Source organism: Pyxidicoccus sp. MSG2 (assembly GCF_026626705.1).
Taxonomy (GTDB): domain Bacteria; phylum Myxococcota; class Myxococcia; order Myxococcales; family Myxococcaceae; genus Myxococcus.
This window is the reverse complement of sequence record NZ_JAPNKC010000001.1, coordinates 2,125,355-2,144,574: the sequence shown is the minus strand read 5'-3', so window position 1 is coordinate 2,144,574 and position 19,220 is coordinate 2,125,355. Positions and strand designations below refer to the sequence as shown.

The window sequence follows — 19,220 nt, the reverse complement described above, 5'->3', positions numbered from 1 at the left end:
ATAGCGCACCCACCCCGGAATCCCCCATGCCTTCCTCGCTCCCAGTCGTCCTCGATACCAACGTGGTGCTGGACCTCTTCGCCTTCGACGACGCGTACGCCCGCCCCCTGGCCGAGGCCCTCGAGGCGGGGACGCTCACGGCCTGGGCGGACGCGGACACGCTGGCGGAGCTGGGCTACGTGCTCGCGTCTCGCAACTTCCGTCCGGGGTGGGACGCGGCGGCGCGGCAGAAGACGCAGGAGCGCTACCGGGCCCTGGTGCGCGTGGTGCCGGCGGGGGAGGGGACACCCACGCCGGAACTGCCCCGCTGTCGCGACAGGGACGACCAGATGTTCCTCCTCCTGGCCGCCCGCGCCGGGGCCGTGTGGCTGGTGAGCAAGGACAAGCGCGTGCTGTCCATGGCCGGCCGCAGCGGTCTGCCCTTCACCATCCTCACCGTGCGGCAGGCCGTGGAGCGCCTTCAGGCGTTGGTGGCGGGGCGGTAGCGCACCACGCGAACGGTGAGTTCATTGACGATGAAGGAGGTGATGGACGACACGCGGGCCTTGCCGCCCGCCTCGGTCCACTCGAGCACGTGGATGCGCAGGGGCTCGCCGACCTCCAGGTTCTGTTCCGCGTGCGAGCGGATGATCACCACGCTGGCCTTGTCCCCCGCGTAGCTGACGAGCGTCTGACGGAAGGTGAGCCAGGACTCGCGGCTTCCGGACTCCTCGGTCAGTCCGCGCAGGAAGGCGGTGGGGCGTGCGAGGGGGCCGACGATGAACTCGCCGCCGGTGAGCTGGTGCTTGAGCTGCTCCTCCTTGCTGCTCAGCGGGCCGTCGAAGCAACCCATGCACTCCTCTTCGCAGCTGCAGTCATAGCCGTCCGCGGGCGGTGCCTCCGTCTTGCGGCGCTCCACGCACTGCGACACGCAGACCTTCTGCACCTGGGCCTCCTGCTTGCGGGTCTTCTCGATTCGCGCGCGCATCTGCGCCTGGGTGGCATCGGCCTCGAAGAAGGAGGCGTCCCCCTGGTGCAGCAACCCCGCGATGCGCACCAGGCCGTCGTCATCCATGACGGAGAGCGCGGCCCGCGCGGCGGCCCGCTGGGGCCGGAGCTGGGCGGGCTTCACGCGCGTCCATTTCGCCCGGGCCTCCGAGTCCTGGCCCTCGCGCTCCAGGTCCGCGCGGTCGAACAGGGTAGCCACTTCGCGCGCACGAGCGAGCGCCTCGCGGTAGGCCTCCTTCTCGGGGACGGTGGCGAGGACGCCGACTGCTCCGGACATGCCCTCGGGAATGGCGCCCTGCTCCCAGGTGCGCTTCAGCGACAGCAGCTTCTCCGCCTTGTAGCGCGGCGCCCACTCCAGCTTCGCCTGGGTGTCGTTGCGCTCGGCGGCCTGCTTCCGCTCGTAGGCGAAGGAGCGCACCTGCTCGTAGGCGGCGGCCTCCGCCTCGGGCTTGTAGGGGTCCTCGCCCTCCACGTAGACGCGCAAGTCACTGAGGCAGGTGTCGTCGTACGCGCTGCCGGGGTACGTGGACACGAGCGTGAGCCGCACGCCTTGCACCTGCGCCGGCACGGGCAGGCGCACCTCCTGCCAGCCCTGCACGTCCTTGAGCTCCGCCTCCAGCGCGGTGCCCGTCACCTGCGCGCCCGTCTCGGCCTGGACGAGCGGCTCCAGCTTCACCTTGCGCGGGCGCGCGTTGGCGCGGAAGAGCTTGTCGGACTTCTGGAAGCCGTTGCGCAGGAAGACGCGGAAGGACTTCGCCTTCGTGAGCGCGGGGCCCCACCACTCCAGGGCCTCGCCCTCGCCGCGTCCCTTCGCGCCCTCCACCCACGCGGTGGTCGGGTCGTCGTCCGCGACGTAGAGGGGCAGGTAGTTCTGCGCGTGCTTGTTCCAGCCGTTCTCCAGGAAGGAGGACGCCGTCACGCGTCGCGGGTGCAGCCGGTGCGCACCGCCCGCGTCGGGTTCGAGCATCACCGGCGGCGCGGCGGCGAGGATGAGTGAGAGGAGAATCATGGTTCGTGCTCCTTGTCCTTGGACGGCGGGCGGGCTTGCACTGGCGCGGCCCACAGCACCAGCCGCGACAGCCCCGCGGGGTACAGCCCCGAGTCTTCCTGCTCCCGGGACACGAGGTGATAGACGATGCGGGCGTAGCGGGCGCTCTCGGGCACGGGCACGCGGCGCGTCTCTCCGGGCCGCAGCCGGGTGTCCTCCACCGCGCCCAGGTGCGGCAGTGGCTCGCCCGGCCAGGCGCGGACTTCGAGCCGACGGCCGAAGGTGGCCACCGTTCGCGGGGACTCGAAGAGGGGCTCGTTCGCCACCTCCACGCTCACCCAGCGCATGACGTCGCCCGTGGGGAAGGCGTGGCCCACCTCTCGCGTGGAGATTCGGAGCGCGCCTCGCGTCTGCTCCACCACGAGCGCGGCCTTGAGGGACTCCGTGCGTCGCGTGCCGCCCAGGCCGTGGTCTCCGCGCGGCATGTGGCAGTCCGTGCAGTGGCGCGTGTCATGCGATTGCTCGCGCCAGCGCGTCCACTCGCCCACCGTGTCCTGCTGCCATTGAGTGGACGAGAGGCGCACCCGCTGACCTCCGCCGTCCAGCACCGGGAAGCCGAACTGGTGGCAGCCTGCGCAGGGCATGCCCGGCGTGGTGCGGGCCTCGCCGAGCGTGGCGTGACAGCCGGCGCAGGTGACTCCGTGCTCCTCGGTGGGGCTGTTGGGTGGGAGGGCGCCGCGCTCCAGGTTGCGCGCGAGAGGGGCGTGGCACTGCACGCACCAGGCGGGGCGGTCCTCGGTGATGGCGACCTGGAAGACGTCGTCGATGCGAGCGTTGGCGTGACCGCTGTTTCGCCAGGACTCCACCTGGGACGGGTGGCACTCCTCGCAGCGCTTCACGTCCCAGTCGGGCAGGCCGTGCGGCGCGGGCCCCGGCTCCATCCGTGCCGTGCCCTGGGGAAAGCGTGGCGTGGGCGCGGCGGCGAGCAGCGCGAGGGTGAGGAGGAGGGCGTGCACTGTTGGCGACAGAGTGTAGGCGCGCGGGCGGTGAAAGGGCGACCCCACACTGATGGAGCGCGATAGAACGGCCCCATGAAGGCCTACGAGATTCGAGACGGATTCGGATTGGACAAGCTGGTGGCGTGCGAGCGGCCGGACCCGACGCCCGGGCCGTTCCAGGTGCGCGTGCGGGTGAAGGCCACGAGCCTCAACCAGCGCGACTTGATGATGGTGGAGGGCCGCTACAACCCGCGCCAGAAGCTGCCGCTGATTCCGAACTCGGATGGGGCGGGCGTGGTGGACGCGGTGGGGCAGGGTGTCACGCGCGTGAAGCCCGGTGACAGGGTGATGGGCCTCTTCTCGCAGGCGTGGCTCGCCGGGGAGCCGAGCCGTGTGGCGCAGACGAGCACGCTGGGCGGGCCGCTGGATGGCGCGCTCGCGGACACGATGCTGCTCCATGAGGACGGCGTGGTGCTCACGCCCGCGCACCTGTCCGACGAGGAGGCCGCGACGCTCCCGTGCGCGGCCGTCACGGCGTGGAGCGCGCTCGTCACGTACGGGGGACTGAAGGCGGGGGACTCGGTGCTGGTGCAGGGCACCGGCGGTGTCTCCATCTTCGCGCTCCAGATTGCGCGGATGCTGGGGGCGCGCGTCATCCTGACGTCGAGCCGGGACGAGAAGCTGGAGAAGGCCCGCGCGCTGGGGGCGCACGAGGTCATCAACTACGCGACGACGGCGGACTGGGACAAGGCGGCTCGGGCGATGACGGGCGGCGTGGGCGTGGACCACGTCGTGGAGGTGGGCGGGGCGGGGACGTTCGAGAAGTCACTGCGCGCGGTGCGCGTCGGCGGCACGGTGTCCGTCATCGGCGTGCTCAGCGGCGGCGCGGGCACGGTGCCGCTCACGCCCATCCTGATGCAGAACCTGCGCGTGCAGGGCATCCTCGTGGGCCACCGTCAGGGCTTCGAGGCGATGAACCGCGCGCTGACGCTGCACGGCGTGCGGCCCGTGGTGGACCGCGTGTTCCCCTTCGCCGAGGCGCGCGCCGCCTTCGAGTACCTCAAGAGCGGGGCGCACTTCGGGAAGGTGGTCATCCGGGTGGGGTGAGCCCCCGCACCATGATGGCGGGGGCTCGGACTGCTCAGGAACCCGTCTCGTGAGGCCCCGGGTCTGAGGACGGGGCCGGCCGGCCGACGAACGAGACCTGGGGCGCCGAGGTCCGCGCGGGCCGGGGGCCCCCACGGTTCGGTCCCTGCCGCTGCTGCCTGGGAGCCGGGCCGTTGCCGTTGCCCGGACCCGCCGAGCGCGCCTCGCGGAGGTTGTTGGTCGCCGGACCGGTGGTCGCCGCGCTGCTCGCCGGCCGCGTCTCCACCACGGGCTGCGAGCGGCCAGGACCTCCGCGCCGCTCGCCCCTCGGAGGGGCGCCGTTGCCACGCGGCTCGTTGCGCGGCTCGCCCGCCGGGGCGAAGCCATTGCCCCCGGCGGCCTGTGCGTCGTTCCGGGGCGGGCGGCCATTATTGCGTCCAGGCCGCTGCTCGTTCCGGGGCGGACGCCCGTTGCCGCCGGTCCGCTGCTCGTTGGGCTGTGTGCCAGGGCTTCCCCCCGCGCGCGGCTCGTTGATGCGAGCGCCCGGGTTGTTCGCAGCACGCTCGTTGGTCCGCGTGCCCGGGTTGCCACGTCCGCGCGGCTCGTTGGAGCGCGCCCCCGGGTTTCCGTTCGCACGCTCCTCGACACGCGCCCCCGGGTTGCCACCGGCACGCTGCTCGGGCCGCGCACCCGGAATACCGTTCGCACGCGGCTCATGGGGCCGTGCGCCTGGATTGCCTCCACCGCGCGGCTCGTTCGCCGCGGGACGGCCGTTGCCGCCACCCCGAGGTCCACCAGCGGCGGGCGGGGCACCGTTCGCCGCGCGCTGCCCGTTCTGCGGACGCGCGCCGTTTCCACCCATGGGCGGACGCGCGCCATTGCCACCCGAGCGCGGCGGCGGACGGCCACCGCCAGCGCGATTGCGTCCCCCTCGCGGAGGAGGCGTCGCCGCGGGCTTGCCGCGCTCGCCGCCACCCTGCTTCAGCACCAGGGCCTCCAGCTCGCGCAGCTCGGCCTCGGCCGCTTCCTCGGGCGTCATCGTGGACTGGACCACCGGCACCAGCTCCGCCGGAGCCGGCTCCGAGTGCTCCTGGGCGAAGCCCTGGCGCCCATCACGCGGACCCTTGAAGCCTCCCCGGGCCGGCGCGCCGTTGCGGCGGGGCGCCTCGCGGAAGTTGCCCCGGGGCGTGAAGTCCGGGGTCAGCTCCCGGCGCACGTAGGCATTCCAGATTTCACCCGTGTCGCCCGCGGCGTCGTACAGCCACGGGGCGATGCCCGCGAGGAAGTTGCGGACGTTGTCCAGGTCACGCCGGAAGTAGAACTCCGCGCGGTTGTTGCGCGCCGCCGCCACCGTCTGCGGGAAGTCGATGATGATGGCGCCCTGCCAGCTCATCAGGATGTTGAACGGGGACAGGTCCCCGTGGATGAGGTCGGCGCACAGCATGTTCACGACCTGGGAGCGCAGGTCCACGTACAGGGCCTGGGCTTCCTCGGGCGTGGCGGGCGGGGCCTCTACCAGACGCGGGGCGGGGTGGCCCTGCGCGTCGAGCACCACCTCCATCAGCAGGATGCCCTCGTAGAACAGCACCGGCTGGGGCACGCGCACACCCTGGGCGTGCAGCTTGTAGAGCGAGTCCGACTCGGCGCTCTTCCACGCCTCCTCGGCGGCGGCCTGACCGAAGCGGCTGCCCTTCTCCATGGCGCGGCGCGTGCGCGAGTTGCGCACCTCGCGCCCCTCGCGGTAGCCCACGTTGTTACGGAAGTTGCGCTCGTGGCGCTCCTTGTACAGCTTGGCCGCGACCACCTGGCCGGCGTGCTGGACCAGCCACACCTCCGCCTCCTTGCCGGTCTTCAACTGGCCGATGACGGCCTCGATGATGCCGTCGGCGAGGAGAGTCTCTAGTGAGTCATTCATTCAGACGCGGAAGTCCAATGGGGTCCGGGCGGGTGTCTCGCTTGGGTGCGCGGGCGGCCCTGTTCGCTGCGCATGGCGGCATGTGAACATCTCGCAGGTCCCTCTTGCTACCGCCATCCAACGCCAAGCTGCCATGAGGACCAGCGCACGGCCTGCTACCAGTTTGCACGCCAGGGTTCCAGGATAGCCAGGGCTTGCTGCCTGGGGTGGGTCTTTAAAGACTTCGGCAGACAGGCAGGCGCCTGTCCGGTGGCTCGCTCATGGCGCCCGGGGGCGCCTACTTCTTGATGACCTCCCGGGCCGAGCGGCCATCCACCCCGGTGCCGCTGAGCAGCACGTAGTCAACCCCCGTGGGCCAGGCCGTCTTCACGAAGATGCGCTCAATCTGCGCCACCCTGCCTTCCATGAGGGTGTACGCCCGGGCGGCGCACTGGCCGTTCTCCCGGAAGACGTCCAGGTCGATGACACGGTCCGGCCAGGCCCGCAGCCGGACGTGGACCCGCCAGCCGGTGGAGGTGGCCTCCACCGGCTGCACGTCGCCCAGCCCGTAGGCGGGCGCTTCACGGCCGAGCAGCGGTTCGGTGTTCTTCTCGCCCTTCTCCAGCATCCGCCAGTAGGCATGCACCGGCTGCGGCCCCTGGGGGCGGCAGTCCGCGTCGACACGGATGCCGTAGTGGACCTGGTTCCGGTTCGTGCTCCGGGCGATGAAGAAGGCGGAGTCCGCGGTCCGGGCCGGCAGCGTCTTCCCCGCCGGAGTGCCCTGGGCCGGCGGCCCCGCGGCCACCGGCGCCTGACCAAGCAGCACCGCCAGGCAGATGCCAGACAACGTCCAGTCCCTCTGTTGCACGCATCCCCTCATCATCCGATTCCGCAGATTTGGAGTGGCACGCGGCCAGGCGCCAGGGGCCGCGTGCGTTTCGGGCGCAGAGTGCATGAAACGTGGCACCAACGGGAATCCCCCCCGTGCGGTTGTCGTCGTTCGGCTCATGGACGCCCCGAGGCGTTCCGGACGCTGGGCTCCCGGGGGCCGGGGGCGCGCGACACAAGGCTGCTGACCCGCACCGCAACAGCGTTACGATGAGCGCCGTCCAGGGAGGGTCTCATCATGGCGACGAAGTCACGCAAGACGAGTGCTGCGAAGAAGTCATCCCGGCGTGCCCCCACATCGAAGAAGGCGGCCAAGAAGAAGGCCCCCGCGAAGAAGAAGGCCGGCGCGAGGAAGTCCGCCTCGAAGCGAGGCGCGGCGAAGAAGGCGGCCGTGAAGAAGTCGGCGGCCAGGTCCTCGGGTGCCCGGAAGGCCGCTGCGAAGTCGGCCGGTGCCCGGAAGGCCGCTGCGAAGTCGGCCGGTGCCCGGAAGCCCGCCGCGAAGTCGGCCGGTGCCCGGAAGCCCGCCGCGAAGCCGGCCGCTGCTCGGAAGCCCGCGGGTGCCCGGAAGTCCGCCGCGAAGCCGGCCGGCGCCCGGACGGCCCCCACTCCGGCGGCGCGCACGCGGAAGCCCGCGGCGAGGCCCTCCGCCCCGAGCGAGCCGACGGTGGAGGCGGCGCCCCCGAGCGAGGAGCGCACCGCGCCTCCGGCCTGGAGCGAACGGCCGGCCACGGGCTCTCCCTTCGTGGAGCAGGTGGAGACCTCGTCCGCCGGCATCCAGCCGCTCGCGCCCGAGCACGCGGCGGTGGACGAGCTGACCAGCTCCGGCAACGAGCTGCTCGACATCTTCCAGCGCTATGACCGCAGCCGCACCGGCTCCATCGACCGCGCCGGATTCGCTCGGCTGCTGGAGGCGCTCGGGCAGCCCGTCAACGACGAGGAGCTGGAAATCGCCGTCGACAGCGTCGACACCGAGCGCACCGGGAAGATTTCCTGGAAGGCCTTCAAGGCCTGGTGGACCAGCCGCTAGAAGCGCATGAACAGACCGGGGCCGGCGGCCACCGCGTCGTTGCCCCGGCCCGCCGGCATCACCACTGGCACGGGCACTGGCTGGAACGAGCCGTCCGCCCGGCGCTCGCGCTGCGTGGGCTCGTCCGGCGCCAGCGCGGACAGGAGCACGGTGATGGCGAACGTCCCCGCCACCGTGCCCAGCACCGTCTTCGCCACCGTGACGTTGCTGACGTCCAGCCGCGAGCCGACGAGCAGCGCCGTCAGCCCCATGCCCATGGGGAACAGGGTGACGTCGCGGATGGAGGAGGGCTCGATTTCCAGCGGAATGGCCAGCAGCCCGCCCATGAGCATCCCCGCCGCCGGGGCAATCAGCAGCGGCGTGTAGCGGAAGGAGTCCCCCGACTGGCGCGAGCCGATGTACTCGACGAGCCCGGTGGTGATGAGGGCATAGAAGGACGTCATGCCCACCAGCCCCGTGTCGCCGTCGCTCACGTCCTCGCCGCCCGCGGTGAGCAGCAGCACGCTGGCGACGCCGACCTGGGAGGTGCCCAGGGCGAGCAGCGCCCGTTGCCGGCTGTCCAAATCCCACCCGTTGGCGGCGCTCACCCCGGCCGTGAAGCCCAGCGTCGCGGCGCCCGCGGCGAGCACCGACTCGTTGCGCTTCACGGGGATGAAGTACTGGTAGAGGGTGCTCGCCGTGCCGAGGGTGAGCGCGCCCACCATGGCCCCCATGTACGCGTTGTCGCTGCGCCCCCCGGGCGTGTCGTAACTGTCACCCAGCATGGCGCCGAGGACCATGCCGCCCAGCGCCTCCGAGAGGACCAGCGTGGGGCCGCCCGACTCCGCGGAGAGGCGGCTGTAGCGCACGGAGGAGCGCTTCGGCGGCGGCTCCAGGGCCCGCAGCGGCGCCGACGCCGGTGGGCGGCCCGGCTCACGCGCGGGTTCCGCGACGGGGGCCGGCGGGCGTGGCTCACGCGCGGGCTCCTGTGCCGGGCGCGCGGTGGGGGTGGGCACCTCCTGCTGCTCCGTTTCGGACGCGGCGGGAGGAGTGAAGGCCGGAGGCGTGGCCCACTCGGGCTCGTCCGGAGACGTGGGCGAGGACGTGAGTGGAGGCGGTGGGAGCGAATCCTGGGGAGGGTCGGCGGCGGCCGGCTGCTGGGCGCCCGCGAGCGTGGTGGCGAGGCCCAGCAGAAGGGCGATGGGGCGCATGGGGGAGGCTCCTGTCCGCCCATCTTCGTTGACTCCCGAGCACCAGGGAAAGCTCCCCGAGTGTGGGCGGGGCCTGGTTCACCTGACGCGGGGCGACGTCTCTTCCTTGCTCGCTGCTCCTCCGGGCTTTCCGGCTTCCTTACCGGGAAGCGTCGTCCGCTGCTGCGCCGCTCGCCTGTCTGGCATGATGCGGGCTCCGAACAAAGCCGTCCGCCGCGAGGTGGAGGGCAGATGGGCCGACCTACACTGGGAGGTAGGGGGAAGGGTGTCCGACCTGGCGTCCAGCGCACATTCCGCCGTGTTCGAGCACTCGCGTGACGCGGTGCTCGTGCTCGACTCCGCGCAGCGCATCCTGGAGCTCAACCGCGCCGCGGAGCGGTTCTTCGGGCCGCGCGCCGGGCTCGTGGGCAGCCCGGTGACGCAGGTCCTCCCGGGGTGGCGTCCGCCAGAGTCGCGCCCCTCCGCGGAAGCCCCGCAGGAGACGGAGCTGGCCGGCCAGCGTCCGGGCGGCGGGGGCACCGCGTACTACCTGCGCGTGCTGACGCTGCCCTTGCCGCTCACGGACGGCGCCAGCGGGGGCTGGGTGCTGCAGCTCCAGGACATGACGGGGCGCCTGGAGGTGGAGGCGTCCATCCGCCAGCAGAAGGAGTTCTTCGAGGCGGTGGTGCGCAACAGCCCGGTGGCCATCGTCACCATCACCCGCCAGTTCCGCGTGCTGTCGTGGAACCCGGAGGCGGAGCGGCTCTTCGGGTACACGCCGCAGGAGGCGCTGGGGCGGCACATCTTCGAGCTCGTCGCCACCGAGCAGTCCGTGCTGCCGGAGGCGGAGCGGGCCAGCCGCGAGGTGGTGGCGCGGGGCCGCGTCCACTCCGTCACCCGGCGGGTGCGCAAGGATGGCAGCGTGGTGGACGTGGAGTTGCTCGCGCTGCCGGTATCCGTGGGCGGGCGGCAGCTGGGCTTCATCGCCATCTACCACGACATCACCGACCTCCAGAAGGCGCGCCAGGCGTCCGACGCCGCCAACCAGGCCAAGAGCCTCTTCCTGGCGACGATGAGCCACGAAATCCGCACGCCGATGAACGCCATCATCGGCATGACGGGGCTGCTGCTCGACACCGCGCTGTCGGAGGAGCAGCGGGACTTCGTCTCCACCATCCGCCAGAGCAGCGAGGCGCTGCTCACGCTGCTCAACGACGTGCTGGACTTCTCCAAGATTGAGGCCGGGCGCTTCGAGACGGAGCTGCACCCGTTCGACCTGCGCCAGTGCGTGGAGTCGGTGCTGGACCTGCTGGCGGTGCGCGCCAGCGAGAAGGGGCTGGACCTGGGCTGCGACATCGCCCCGCACGTGCCGCAGATGCTGGTGGGCGACGCGTCGCGCGTGCGCCAGGTGCTGCTCAACCTGGTGGGCAACGCGCTCAAGTTCACCGAGCGGGGCGGCGCGGTGGTGGCGGTGGACGCCGTGCGGGCCTCCGAGGCGGCGGATGCACCGTGGGAGCTGACCTTCGCCGTGCAGGACACCGGGCCGGGCATCCCCGAGCAGATGCGGGCGGGGCTCTTCCAGCCCTTCAACCAGCTCGACGCGTCCGTGGCCCGGCGCTTCGGGGGCACGGGGCTGGGGCTGGCCATCTCCAAGCGGCTGGTGGAGGCCATGGGTGGCCGCATCTGGGTGGAGAACGAGGGTGAGCGCGGCAGCGGCACCACCTTCCGCTTCTCCCTGAGCGCGCGGGCCGCGGCGCAGCAGCCCGCGGTGCACCTGCTCCCGGAGCAGCCCCTCCTGCAGGGGCGGCGCGTGCTCATCGTCGACGACAACGCCATCAACCGGCGGCTTCTGGGCCGGCAGCTCCAGTCCTGGGGGCTGGACTTCGTGGAGACGGCCTCGGGCGCGGAGGCGCTGGCGAGCTTGCAGGCCGGCGCGCGCTTCGACGTGGCCCTCATCGACCACCAGATGCCGGGGCTGGACGGGCCGGCGCTGGCGGCGCGCATCCGCCAGTGGGGCGACATGCGGGCGCTGCCGCTCCTGCTTCTCACCTCGCCCGGCCGCCGGGGCGCCACCCCCGAGGGGCTGTTCTCCGGGGTGCTGTCCCGCCCGGTGAAGGCCTCGCAGCTCCATGACGCGCTGATGGCGTGCTTCTCCCACGACGTGGCCCGGCAGGCGCACGCGGCCCGCGTGGAGCGCATCCCGCCGCGCCGGGGGCCGTTCCCCGGAGAACGCCCGGGAGACCGGCTGCCGCTGGACATCCTCCTGGTGGAGGACAACCCCACCAACCAGAAGCTGGCGCTGCTCGTGCTGGAGAAGCTGGGCTACCGCGCGCAGGTGGCCTTCAACGGGGTGGAGGCGGTGAAGTCCGTCTCGCAGCAGCGCTTCGACGTCGTCTTCATGGACCTGCAGATGCCGGAGATGGACGGGCTGGAGGCCACCCGCCGCATCCGCGCGGACGTGCCGCCCCATGCGCAGCCGTGGATCATCGCCATGACGGCGAACGCCATGGACTCGGACCGGGACCAGTGCTTCGCGGCGGGCATGGACGACTTCCTGGGCAAGCCCATCCGCGTGGAGGCGCTGGCCGCGTCGCTGCTGCGCTGCCAGCCGCGCCGCTCCGAGGCCGTCACCTCCCGCCGGCCGGCCCCCACGCCCGCCGCCCCCGCGCCCTCGTACGTGGACGAGCTGCCGGAGGCCGCGCGCATCCCCGGCCTGGAGCCCTCCGCGCTCGCGCGCCTGTGGCGGGAACTGGGCGCGCAGTCGGGGCAGATCCTGCCCGAGCTCATCGAGACCGCCCTGCACAGCATGCCGGCCCTGCTGGACGACGCGTACACCGCGCTGGGGCGGGGGCGGATGGACGACCTGGGCCGGGCGGCCCACACGCTCAAGTCCAACGCGGCCTGGTTCGGGGCCACGGCCCTGGAGGCGCACTGCCGCGACATCGAGCTGCGCGCCGACTCGGCCAGCATGGAGGGCATGGCGGAGCGCCTGGAGCGCTGCAAGGCGGAGCTGGAGGGGACGCGGCGGCTGCTGGCGCAGTTGCGCGAGCGCATCATGGCGCTCGCCTCGCCCCTGAATTGATGCTCGCAGTGTCCGCTGTCGCGGATTTCGGGCCCCCCGGCCCCACACTTCGGGTGCGGCGTGCGCCCCCCAGAGGCTATCTCTGGGGGACACGCGCGGCGCATCTGGAGGAGAGAGGACCATGGCCCGTTACGACTTCGACCTGTTCACCATCGGCGGAGGCTCTGGAGGCGTGGCGTCCAGCCGCCGGGCGGGCTCCTACGGGGCGCGCGTGGGGCTGTGCGAGGACCGTGATCTGGGCGGCACCTGCGTGCACCGGGGCTGCGTGCCCAAGAAGCTGCTGGTGTACGGCTCCCACTTCCACGAGGACTTCCAGGATGCGGCCGGGTACGGCTGGACGGTGCAGGAGCCCACGTTCGACTGGGCTCGGCTGCGCGACGCCAAGGACAAGGAGTTGGCGCGGCTGGGCGGCGTATACGCGCGGCTCTTGCGCGACTCGGGCGTGACGGTGGTGGAGGGGCGGGGGCGACTGGTGGACCCGCACACGGTGGAGGTGGCCGGGAAGCGGTACACGGCCGAGCGCATCCTCGTGGCCACGGGCTCGCGGCCGTACCTGCCTCCGGAGGTGACGGGCATCGAGCATGCGCTCACCTCGGATGACGCGCTGTCCTTCCCCTCGCTGCCGAAGCGGCTGGCGATTGTGGGAGGCGGGTACATCGGCGTGGAGCTGGCGGGGGTGTTCCACGGGCTGGGCTCCAAGGTGACGGTCATCATCCGCGGCCCCACGGTGCTCGGCGGGTTCGACGGGGACGTGCGCGCGGTGCTTACGGAGGAGATGCGCAAGAAGGGCATCGAGCTCCTGGTGGACACCTTCATCCGGGACATCGAGAAGCGCGCCGACGGCGGGGTGAGCCTGCTGACGAAGGCGGGCGAGACGGTGGAGGCGGACGCGGTGCTGTACGCCACGGGCCGGGTGCCCAACACGGGCGGGGTGGGGTTGGAGGAGGTGGGCGTGAAGTTGGATCCGCGCGGCGCCGTCATGGTGGACGAGTGGTCCCGCACGTCGGTGGAGAACATCTACGCGGTAGGAGATGTGACGGACCGCCTCAACCTCACCCCGGTGGCGATTGCCGAGGGACGCGCGCTGGCGGAGACGCTGTTCCACGACAACCCGATGAAGATGGACCACACCAACGTGCCGTCCGCCGTCTTCAGCCAGCCGCCGGTGGCGTGCGTGGGGTTGTCGGAACTGGAGGCGCGTGAGCGCCACGGGCAGGTGGACGTGTATGTCGCCAACTTCAAGGCGATGAAGCACACGCTCAGCGGACGCAACGAGCGGACGATGATGAAGCTGGTGGTGGAGCGCACCTCCAACAAGGTGCTGGGCTGCCACATGGTGGGGGCGGACGCGCCCGAAATCATCCAGGGCCTGGCGGTGGCGGTGAAGTGCGGCGCCACCAAGGCGCAGTTCGATGCCACCGTGGGCATCCACCCCACCGCGGCCGAGGAGTTCGTCACCATGCGCGACAAGCGGCCGGACCCCGAGGTGACGCTGGCCGCGGACCGCGGGCACGACGCCGGGGTGACGGGGACGCACTGAGCCCGATGGCGTCCTGCCGGCCCTTCGCGGCGTGACGCCGGGGATGACTCCCCGGGCCCCTGGTGGGCCCGGGGAGCCAGTTCGCTACGGCTCCGGGAAGTGGACGACGCGCCCGTCAGGGCCCACGGCCCAGACATTGGCGGACGAGGCCAGGTCGAGGTCCAGCAGCACGCCACTCGCACGGAAGTGGGTGACCCAGCTCGAGGTGGCGGTGCCCGCCCTTCCGGTATGGCGCAGGATGGCCCCCTCCGAGTCCGTGACGTAGACAGAGGAGGGGTCAGGTGCGGCCACTGCCGTGGGAGTGAAGCCGCGCGCTTCCGTCGTGTCAGGCAGGGACGGCTCGCCCCGGAGGGCTGGATTGGCCGTGCCGACCTTCACGGGCGCGCTGCCTGGAGACCAGCTGAAGATTCCACGCCCCGCGGTGATGGAGAGCGTCGTGGTCTCTCCTGACGCGAAGCCCTGGATGCGCATGGCCTCGCTGGTCTCACCCCAGAACCGTGTCACTGTGCAGCTCTCGCCCGTGTGCTCGGCCAGGAAGCCGTTGCTCCCGGCCAGGAAGACATGGCCGTCGCTCGGCCGGACCCAGGCGGCGGTCCACCGGACGCCCGCGCCACACTCTCCGTCGAAGCTGACGAACGGCTCGTCGGGGCCGGCACGCCGGGCGAGTGCGTCCTGCTCACCCGCCAGCCAGACCGGGTAGCCGCTGGGGTTGCCGTGATTCACTGCGACGGCGTACCAGTCGCGCCCGAGCACCGCCGCGTCCGTGAGCTCCTTCCAGCCAGCTCCGGCGCAGATGTCGCCTTCGTCGACGTCGTCTCCGCAGTTGTTGTCACGGTCGTCACAGACCTCCACGCCATCCGGCTTGTTGTAGGGGTCCGAGTCATCGCAGTCGTCCTGTCTGGCCGCCAGGCTGGACGGAGGAGTGTCCGCGAAACACTGCGCATTCTGACCAGGGCTGGTGCTGGTGCTGACCCCGTCTCCGTCCGTATCCACGATGGGCTCAATCGCTAGAGTGCAAGTCACGCCGGTGCCGTCGGAACGACACACATAAACGCCAGGGCAGTTGCCGCCATAAAGGCACCCCTTGCCCTTGTTTGGCCAGGTTTCATCTGCATTGCCATCGCAATTGTCGTCTATGTCATTGCACCGCTCGGCGGCGCCGGGATTCACGGCGCTGTTCGCGTCATTGCAATCAAAGGTGGCGGTCGGGGCTACACGGTTGGCGGGTTTGCTGCAGCTCACGACGACGTTGCCGGCGACTCCGTAGCCGTCCTGGTCTGAGTCCAGGTGCCAGTTCTTGTTGCTGCCCTCATCGACACCGCCCACGCAGTTGTCGTCCACGTCGTTGCACACCTCCGTGGCGCCTGGATTCACAGCGGCGAGGGCGTCATTGCAGTCGGTGCTGTTGGCCACGTACCCGCTGGGCTGGTTGCACTTCTGCCGCGAGTCTGCCGGGTTTCCGTAGCCGTCCGAGTCCGCATCCCGGTAGTACGTACTGAGGGACAGGCCCTCATCGACACCGCCCGCGCAGTTGTCGTCCACGTCGTTGCACACCTCGGTGGCACCTGGCCGCACGGAGCTCGCATTGTCGTTGCAGTCTCCGCTGGCCGCGACATGGCCAGCCGGTGCAACGCAGGCGGTCACCGCGGCGCCAGTCCCATAGCCATCCGCGTCCGCGTCGCGGTACCACGTCTTGTTGATGTACTCATCGACACCGCCCGCGCAGTTGTCGTCTATGTCGTTGCACACCTCGTTGGCACCCGGGTGCACCGAGGCGAGGACGTCATTGCAGTCGGTGCTGTTGGCCACGTACCCGGAGGGTTGGTTGCACTTCTGCAGTGAGTCCGCCGGGTTTCCATGGCCGTCCGCGTCCGCGTCCCGGTAGTAGGTGCTGACGGGCAGGCCCTCATCGACACCGCCCACGCAGTTGTCGTCCACGTCGTTGCACACCTCGGTGGCGCCCGGGTGCACCGAGACGAGGCTGTCATTGCAGTCGGTGCTGTCGGGCACGTACCCACCGGGCTGGTTGCACTTCTGCAGTGAGCTCGCCGGGTTCCCGTAGCCGTCCGAGTCCGCGTCCCGGTAGTACGTACTGACGGGCAGGCCCTCATCGACACCGCCCGCGCAGTTGTCGTCCACGTCGTTGCACACCTCGGTGGCACCCGGCCGCACGGAGCTCGCGTTGTCGTTGCAGTCTCCGCTGGCCGCGACATGGCCAGCCGGTGCAACGCAGGCGGTCACCGCGGCCCCAGTCCCATAGCCATCCGCGTCCGCGTCGCGGTACCACGTCTTGTTGATGTACTCATCGACACCGCCCGCGCAGTTGTCGTCTATGTCGTTGCACACCTCGTTGGCGCCCGGGTGTACCGAGACGAGGCCGTCATTGCAGTCGGTGTTGTTGGGCACGTACCCGCCGGGCTGGTTGCACTTCTGTCGCGAGTCCGCCGGGTTGCCGTAGCCGTCCGAGTCCGCATCCCGGTAGTACGTACTGACGGGCAGGCCCTCATCGACACCACCCACGCAGTTGTCGTCCACGTCGTTGCACACTTCGGTGGCACCCGGGTGCACCGAGGCGAGGCTGTCATTGCAGTCGGTGCTGTCGGGCACATATCCGGTGGGCTGGTCGCACTTCTGCCGCGAGTCCGCCGGGTTGCCGTAGCCGTCCTTATCCACATCCCGGTAGTACGTGCTGACGGGAAGACCCTCATCGACACCGCTCGTGCAGTTGTCGTCCACGTCGTTGCACACCTCGGTGGCGCCCGGGTGCACCGATGCGAGCGCGTCATTGCAGTCGGTGCTGTTGGCCACGTACCCGGCGGGCTGGTCGCACTTCTGTCGCGAGTCCGTTGGGTTTCCGTGGCCGTCCAAATCCGCGTCCCGGTAGTACGTGCTGACGGGCAGGCCCTCATCGACACCGCCCGCGCAGTTGTCGTCCACGTCGTTGCACATCTCGGTGGCGCCCGGGTGTACCGCGGCGACGGTGTCGTTGCAGTCCCCGCTGGTCGCGACATGTCCGGCCGGTGCGGTGCAGGCCGTCACCGCGGCGCCAGCCCCATGGCCGTCCGCATCCGCATCCCGGTACCACGTCTTGTTGAAGCCCTCGTCCGTGCCGCCGCCGCAGTTGTCGTCCACGTCGTTGCACACCTCGGCGGCGCCCGGATTCACCGAAGCGAGGGTGTCATTGCAGTCGGTGTTGCTGGCCACGTATCCAGTGGGCCGGTCGCACTTCTGCCGCGCGTCCGTCGGGCTTCCATAGCCGTCGGTGTCCGCATCCCGGAAGTAGGTGCTGACGGGCAGGCCCTCATCGACACCGCCCACGCAGTTGTCGTCCACGTCGTTGCACACCTCGGCGGCGCCCGGGTGCACCGAGGCAAGGGTGTCATTGCAGTCGGTATTGCTGGCCACGTATCCAGTGGGCTGGTCGCACTTCTCCCGCGAGTCCGCCGGGTTGCCGTAGCCATCCGCGTCCGCGTCCCGGTAGTAGCTGGACACCGTGAGCCCTTCGTCCACCACGGTGTCGCAGTCGTTGTCCTTGTCGTCGCAGACCTCCGCGAGTCCCGGCTTGCGCGCGGCATCGCTGTCATCGCAATCCCCGCTGTCGCTGACATGATTCGCCGGTGCGCTACAGGCGCTCAGGGCTGCCCCTGCTCCCACTCCGTCATGGTCGGAGTCCAGGTAGAAGGTTCTCGAAGGCAGCCCCTCGTCGATGCCGTCGACGCAGTTGTTGTCCACGCCATCACAGAGCTCTGCCTGGTTCGGGGCTCTCGCGGAGGACGCGTCATCACAGTCTCCCCCCTGCTCCACGTATTGGGGGGCTGCTACGCAGCCCCGCACGGCCGTCCCCGCTCCGTACCCGTCCCCATCCTCGTCCTTGTAGAAGCTGCGCGTGACCACCTCGGCGTTGCCGTCATCGCAGTCCGTGCCTCCATTCGCGGCAGGGACGTAGCCATCACCGTCCGCATCCACCGCGCTCAGGTGGACCGTCAGCGTCTGGATGCCCAGCCGCTCCAGGGTCGCCTCCTGGGCATTGCGCGCCACCTCCGCCCCGTCGCACGTGTGCTCGTGCGCGGTGGAGATGATCTCCAACGCCGGGCCCCACGAGGCCGTTCGCTTCACGGAAGCCTTCACCAGGCGCGTCGCCGCGTCGCGGTCCATCACGGGAAACGTCTGGCGCTCCGAGTTGGCCGGGTTTGCCTTGTCACGGGAGAGCACGGTGATACAGCCGGCTCGGAAGTCGAATGAGACCTCCACCTCAATGCTGCTTCCCGGGTCGATGTCTTCCAGGTTGGGGACTGTACACGCCGAGAGCGTCATCAGCGCGGCGGCACCCCACGAAATCAAGGCTTTCATTGCGCAACTCCTTGCATGGGCTCCGCCGCGCTGCCACCCAGCAGCCACGTCACCACCGCTCCTGCCGCCGCCAACCCCGCCGTACCGAAGAGGACATTGGCCGTCCGCGCGCTGCGCTGTGAGCGCGAGTGGTTGTCGGTCAGCTCACCCCGGAGCATGGAGCTCCGCGCGTCCTCCAGTTGAGTGCGCGAGTTGAGTCCGAAGACGGTGCCTGCTCCTCCCGCGGCCACGCCCACGCCCAGCAGTGCCCACGTCAGCACGGGCACGCGGCTCGAGCGTGCATCCGCGGTGGAGGGCTCCGGCAACACCACGTCCAGCGCCGGGCTCGTCGTCACGGACGGAGCCCTCGCCAGCCCGGCTTCAGGCAGGTCTGTCCCCAGCTGCGCGGATGCCCCCGAAGCCTCCTTCGTGGGCCGTGCTTCATCCGTTCGCGCAACCTCCGCCGGAGTGGGTGCCACATTCGCCAACGCTGGCGCCTCCTGGCGCGACGCCTTCAGCTCCTCCTCCACGAGCGCTCGCTGCGACTCGAACTCCCGGTTCAGCTTGGGAGAGACGCGCTGAGGCAGCCGCGCTTCGGGGCGGCCCCTCAGTGCCTCGCGGAACGCGGCACGCGACTCCTCCCATTGGCCCAGCTCTGCCTGGACGATTCCCTCGTAGAGCGCCACGGTGACCGTGTCTTCAGCGCTCCGTGCGACCTTCCTGGCGAGCTGGAGTTGCTCGAGTGCCAGCTCGTAGTCGAGGTTTTCGTAGAAGCGGATGGCTTCAACGATGCGCTCTGTAAATCCTCCCTCGGCTCGGGCTGTGTGCAGGGGGATGAACCCCCATAGACAGAAGACAAGCGTCAGGAATCTCCGCTGATGGCAAAGTTTTCGCATCCGAGGATTCTAGATATTCCTCTCAATGCGTAAAAAATTGAGCTTGACTGAAGGGCGGGTGAATACAGACACCTTGGAGGCCCAATACCTTTTCTTGACAGGCCCGCCGGCCCTCGCCGCGCGGCGGGTACCCGGGGAAACCCCTCGCCGCGCGCGGCGAGGCTGGGCGCGTCCGCCGCAGCACGTCGTGGAGGCCATCCACCACGGGCGGTATGGGCCCTCCCGCGACCCACTGTGTTGACGTCGCATGCTCGCAGCTCGCGGGGTTCCACTAACATGGCGGCGCGACGTCAGGTCCGCGTGGGCTGCCCCGTCCACGATGACCCGCTGAGCAAC

The 19,220-nt window shown here is 70.6% G+C and carries 12 protein-coding genes and 1 pseudogene; 6 read left to right on the top strand and 7 right to left on the bottom strand.

Annotation, left to right across the window (positions count from 1 at the left end):
• Window positions 1–26: 26 nt before the first annotated feature.
• On the top strand, window positions 27–485 hold the full coding sequence (locus OV427_RS07575) for a PIN domain-containing protein (protein ID WP_267855431.1): 459 nt from the start codon (window positions 27–29) through the stop codon (window positions 483–485).
• On the opposite strand, the gene OV427_RS07570 is transcribed toward OV427_RS07575, so the two are convergent.
• Together OV427_RS07570 and OV427_RS07565 are read right to left on the bottom strand one after the other, a co-directional pair.
• A complete protein-coding gene (locus tag OV427_RS07570) occupies window positions 461–1,996 on the bottom strand; it encodes an NADase-type glycan-binding domain-containing protein (RefSeq protein ID WP_267855430.1) in 1,536 nt (511 codons plus the stop codon). The two genes, OV427_RS07575 and OV427_RS07570, sit on opposite strands and share 25 nt — an antisense overlap.
• Entirely contained in the window at window positions 1,993–2,991 is a 999-nt protein-coding gene (locus OV427_RS07565; protein ID WP_267855429.1) for a multiheme c-type cytochrome, read from the bottom strand. The genes OV427_RS07570 and OV427_RS07565 overlap by 4 nt, the downstream gene beginning before the upstream one ends.
• 75 nt (window positions 2,992–3,066) lie before the next feature.
• Here OV427_RS07565 and OV427_RS07560 point away from each other — a divergent pair, with 75 nt between their 5' ends.
• Window positions 3,067–4,080 carry a zinc-dependent alcohol dehydrogenase family protein gene (locus OV427_RS07560; RefSeq protein ID WP_267855428.1) on the top strand — a complete coding sequence of 338 codons (1,014 nt, stop codon included), beginning with the start codon at window positions 3,067–3,069 and terminating at the stop codon, window positions 4,078–4,080.
• Window positions 4,081–4,114: 34 nt separating this feature from the next.
• Here OV427_RS07560 and OV427_RS07555 read toward each other — a convergent pair whose 3' ends face one another.
• Window positions 4,115–5,974, bottom strand: a complete 1,860-nt coding sequence (locus OV427_RS07555; protein WP_267855427.1) for an RIO1 family regulatory kinase/ATPase — start codon at window positions 5,972–5,974, stop codon at window positions 4,115–4,117.
• Window positions 5,975–6,251: 277 nt separating this feature from the next.
• Complete coding sequence (locus tag OV427_RS07550) at window positions 6,252–6,821, bottom strand: DUF4833 domain-containing protein (protein WP_267855426.1); 570 nt, start codon at window positions 6,819–6,821, stop codon at window positions 6,252–6,254.
• Window positions 6,822–7,079: 258 nt separating this feature from the next.
• Here OV427_RS07550 and OV427_RS07545 point away from each other — a divergent pair.
• Together OV427_RS07545 and OV427_RS07540 are read left to right on the top strand one after the other, a co-directional pair.
• Window positions 7,080–7,475, top strand: a pseudogene (locus OV427_RS07545) (hypothetical protein); the annotation flags it as partial.
• A 117-nt stretch (window positions 7,476–7,592) separates the two neighbouring features.
• Entirely contained in the window at window positions 7,593–7,868 is a 276-nt protein-coding gene (locus OV427_RS07540) for an EF-hand domain-containing protein (RefSeq protein ID WP_267863386.1), read from the top strand.
• Here OV427_RS07540 and OV427_RS07535 read toward each other — a convergent pair.
• Window positions 7,865–9,058, bottom strand: a complete 1,194-nt coding sequence (locus OV427_RS07535; protein ID WP_267855425.1) for a hypothetical protein — start codon at window positions 9,056–9,058, stop codon at window positions 7,865–7,867. The two genes, OV427_RS07540 and OV427_RS07535, sit on opposite strands and share 4 nt — an antisense overlap.
• 265 nt (window positions 9,059–9,323) lie before the next feature.
• Between OV427_RS07535 and OV427_RS07530 the strand changes: the two genes are divergently transcribed.
• Entirely contained in the window at window positions 9,324–12,119 is a 2,796-nt protein-coding gene (locus tag OV427_RS07530; RefSeq protein ID WP_267855424.1) for a response regulator, read from the top strand.
• A 121-nt stretch (window positions 12,120–12,240) separates the two neighbouring features.
• On the top strand, window positions 12,241–13,659 hold the full coding sequence (gor, locus tag OV427_RS07525) for a glutathione-disulfide reductase (RefSeq protein ID WP_267855423.1): 1,419 nt from the start codon (window positions 12,241–12,243) through the stop codon (window positions 13,657–13,659).
• 84 nt (window positions 13,660–13,743) lie between these two features.
• On the opposite strand, the gene OV427_RS07520 is transcribed toward gor, so the two are convergent.
• A complete protein-coding gene (locus OV427_RS07520) occupies window positions 13,744–18,009 on the bottom strand; it encodes a putative metal-binding motif-containing protein (RefSeq protein ID WP_267855422.1) in 4,266 nt (1,421 codons plus the stop codon).
• Window positions 18,006–18,884, bottom strand: a complete 879-nt coding sequence (locus OV427_RS07515; RefSeq protein ID WP_267855421.1) for a hypothetical protein — start codon at window positions 18,882–18,884, stop codon at window positions 18,006–18,008. Before OV427_RS07515 ends, OV427_RS07520 begins: the two co-directional genes overlap by 4 nt.
• Window positions 18,885–19,220: the final 336 nt, after the last annotated feature.

Coding starts and splice junctions, on each gene's coding strand:
- OV427_RS07535 (WP_267855425.1), bottom strand. CDS start 9,058: ATGCGCCCCATCGCCCTTCTGCTGGGCCTCGCCACCACGCTCGCGGGC.
- OV427_RS07555 (WP_267855427.1), bottom strand. CDS start 5,974: ATGAATGACTCACTAGAGACTCTCCTCGCCGACGGCATCATCGAGGCC.
- gor (WP_267855423.1), top strand. CDS start 12,241: ATGGCCCGTTACGACTTCGACCTGTTCACCATCGGCGGAGGCTCTGGA.
- OV427_RS07520 (WP_267855422.1), bottom strand. CDS start 18,009: ATGAAAGCCTTGATTTCGTGGGGTGCCGCCGCGCTGATGACGCTCTCG.
- OV427_RS07575 (WP_267855431.1), top strand. CDS start 27: ATGCCTTCCTCGCTCCCAGTCGTCCTCGATACCAACGTGGTGCTGGAC.
- OV427_RS07570 (WP_267855430.1), bottom strand. CDS start 1,996: ATGATTCTCCTCTCACTCATCCTCGCCGCCGCGCCGCCGGTGATGCTC.
- OV427_RS07515 (WP_267855421.1), bottom strand. CDS start 18,884: ATGCGAAAACTTTGCCATCAGCGGAGATTCCTGACGCTTGTCTTCTGT.
- OV427_RS07560 (WP_267855428.1), top strand. CDS start 3,067: ATGAAGGCCTACGAGATTCGAGACGGATTCGGATTGGACAAGCTGGTG.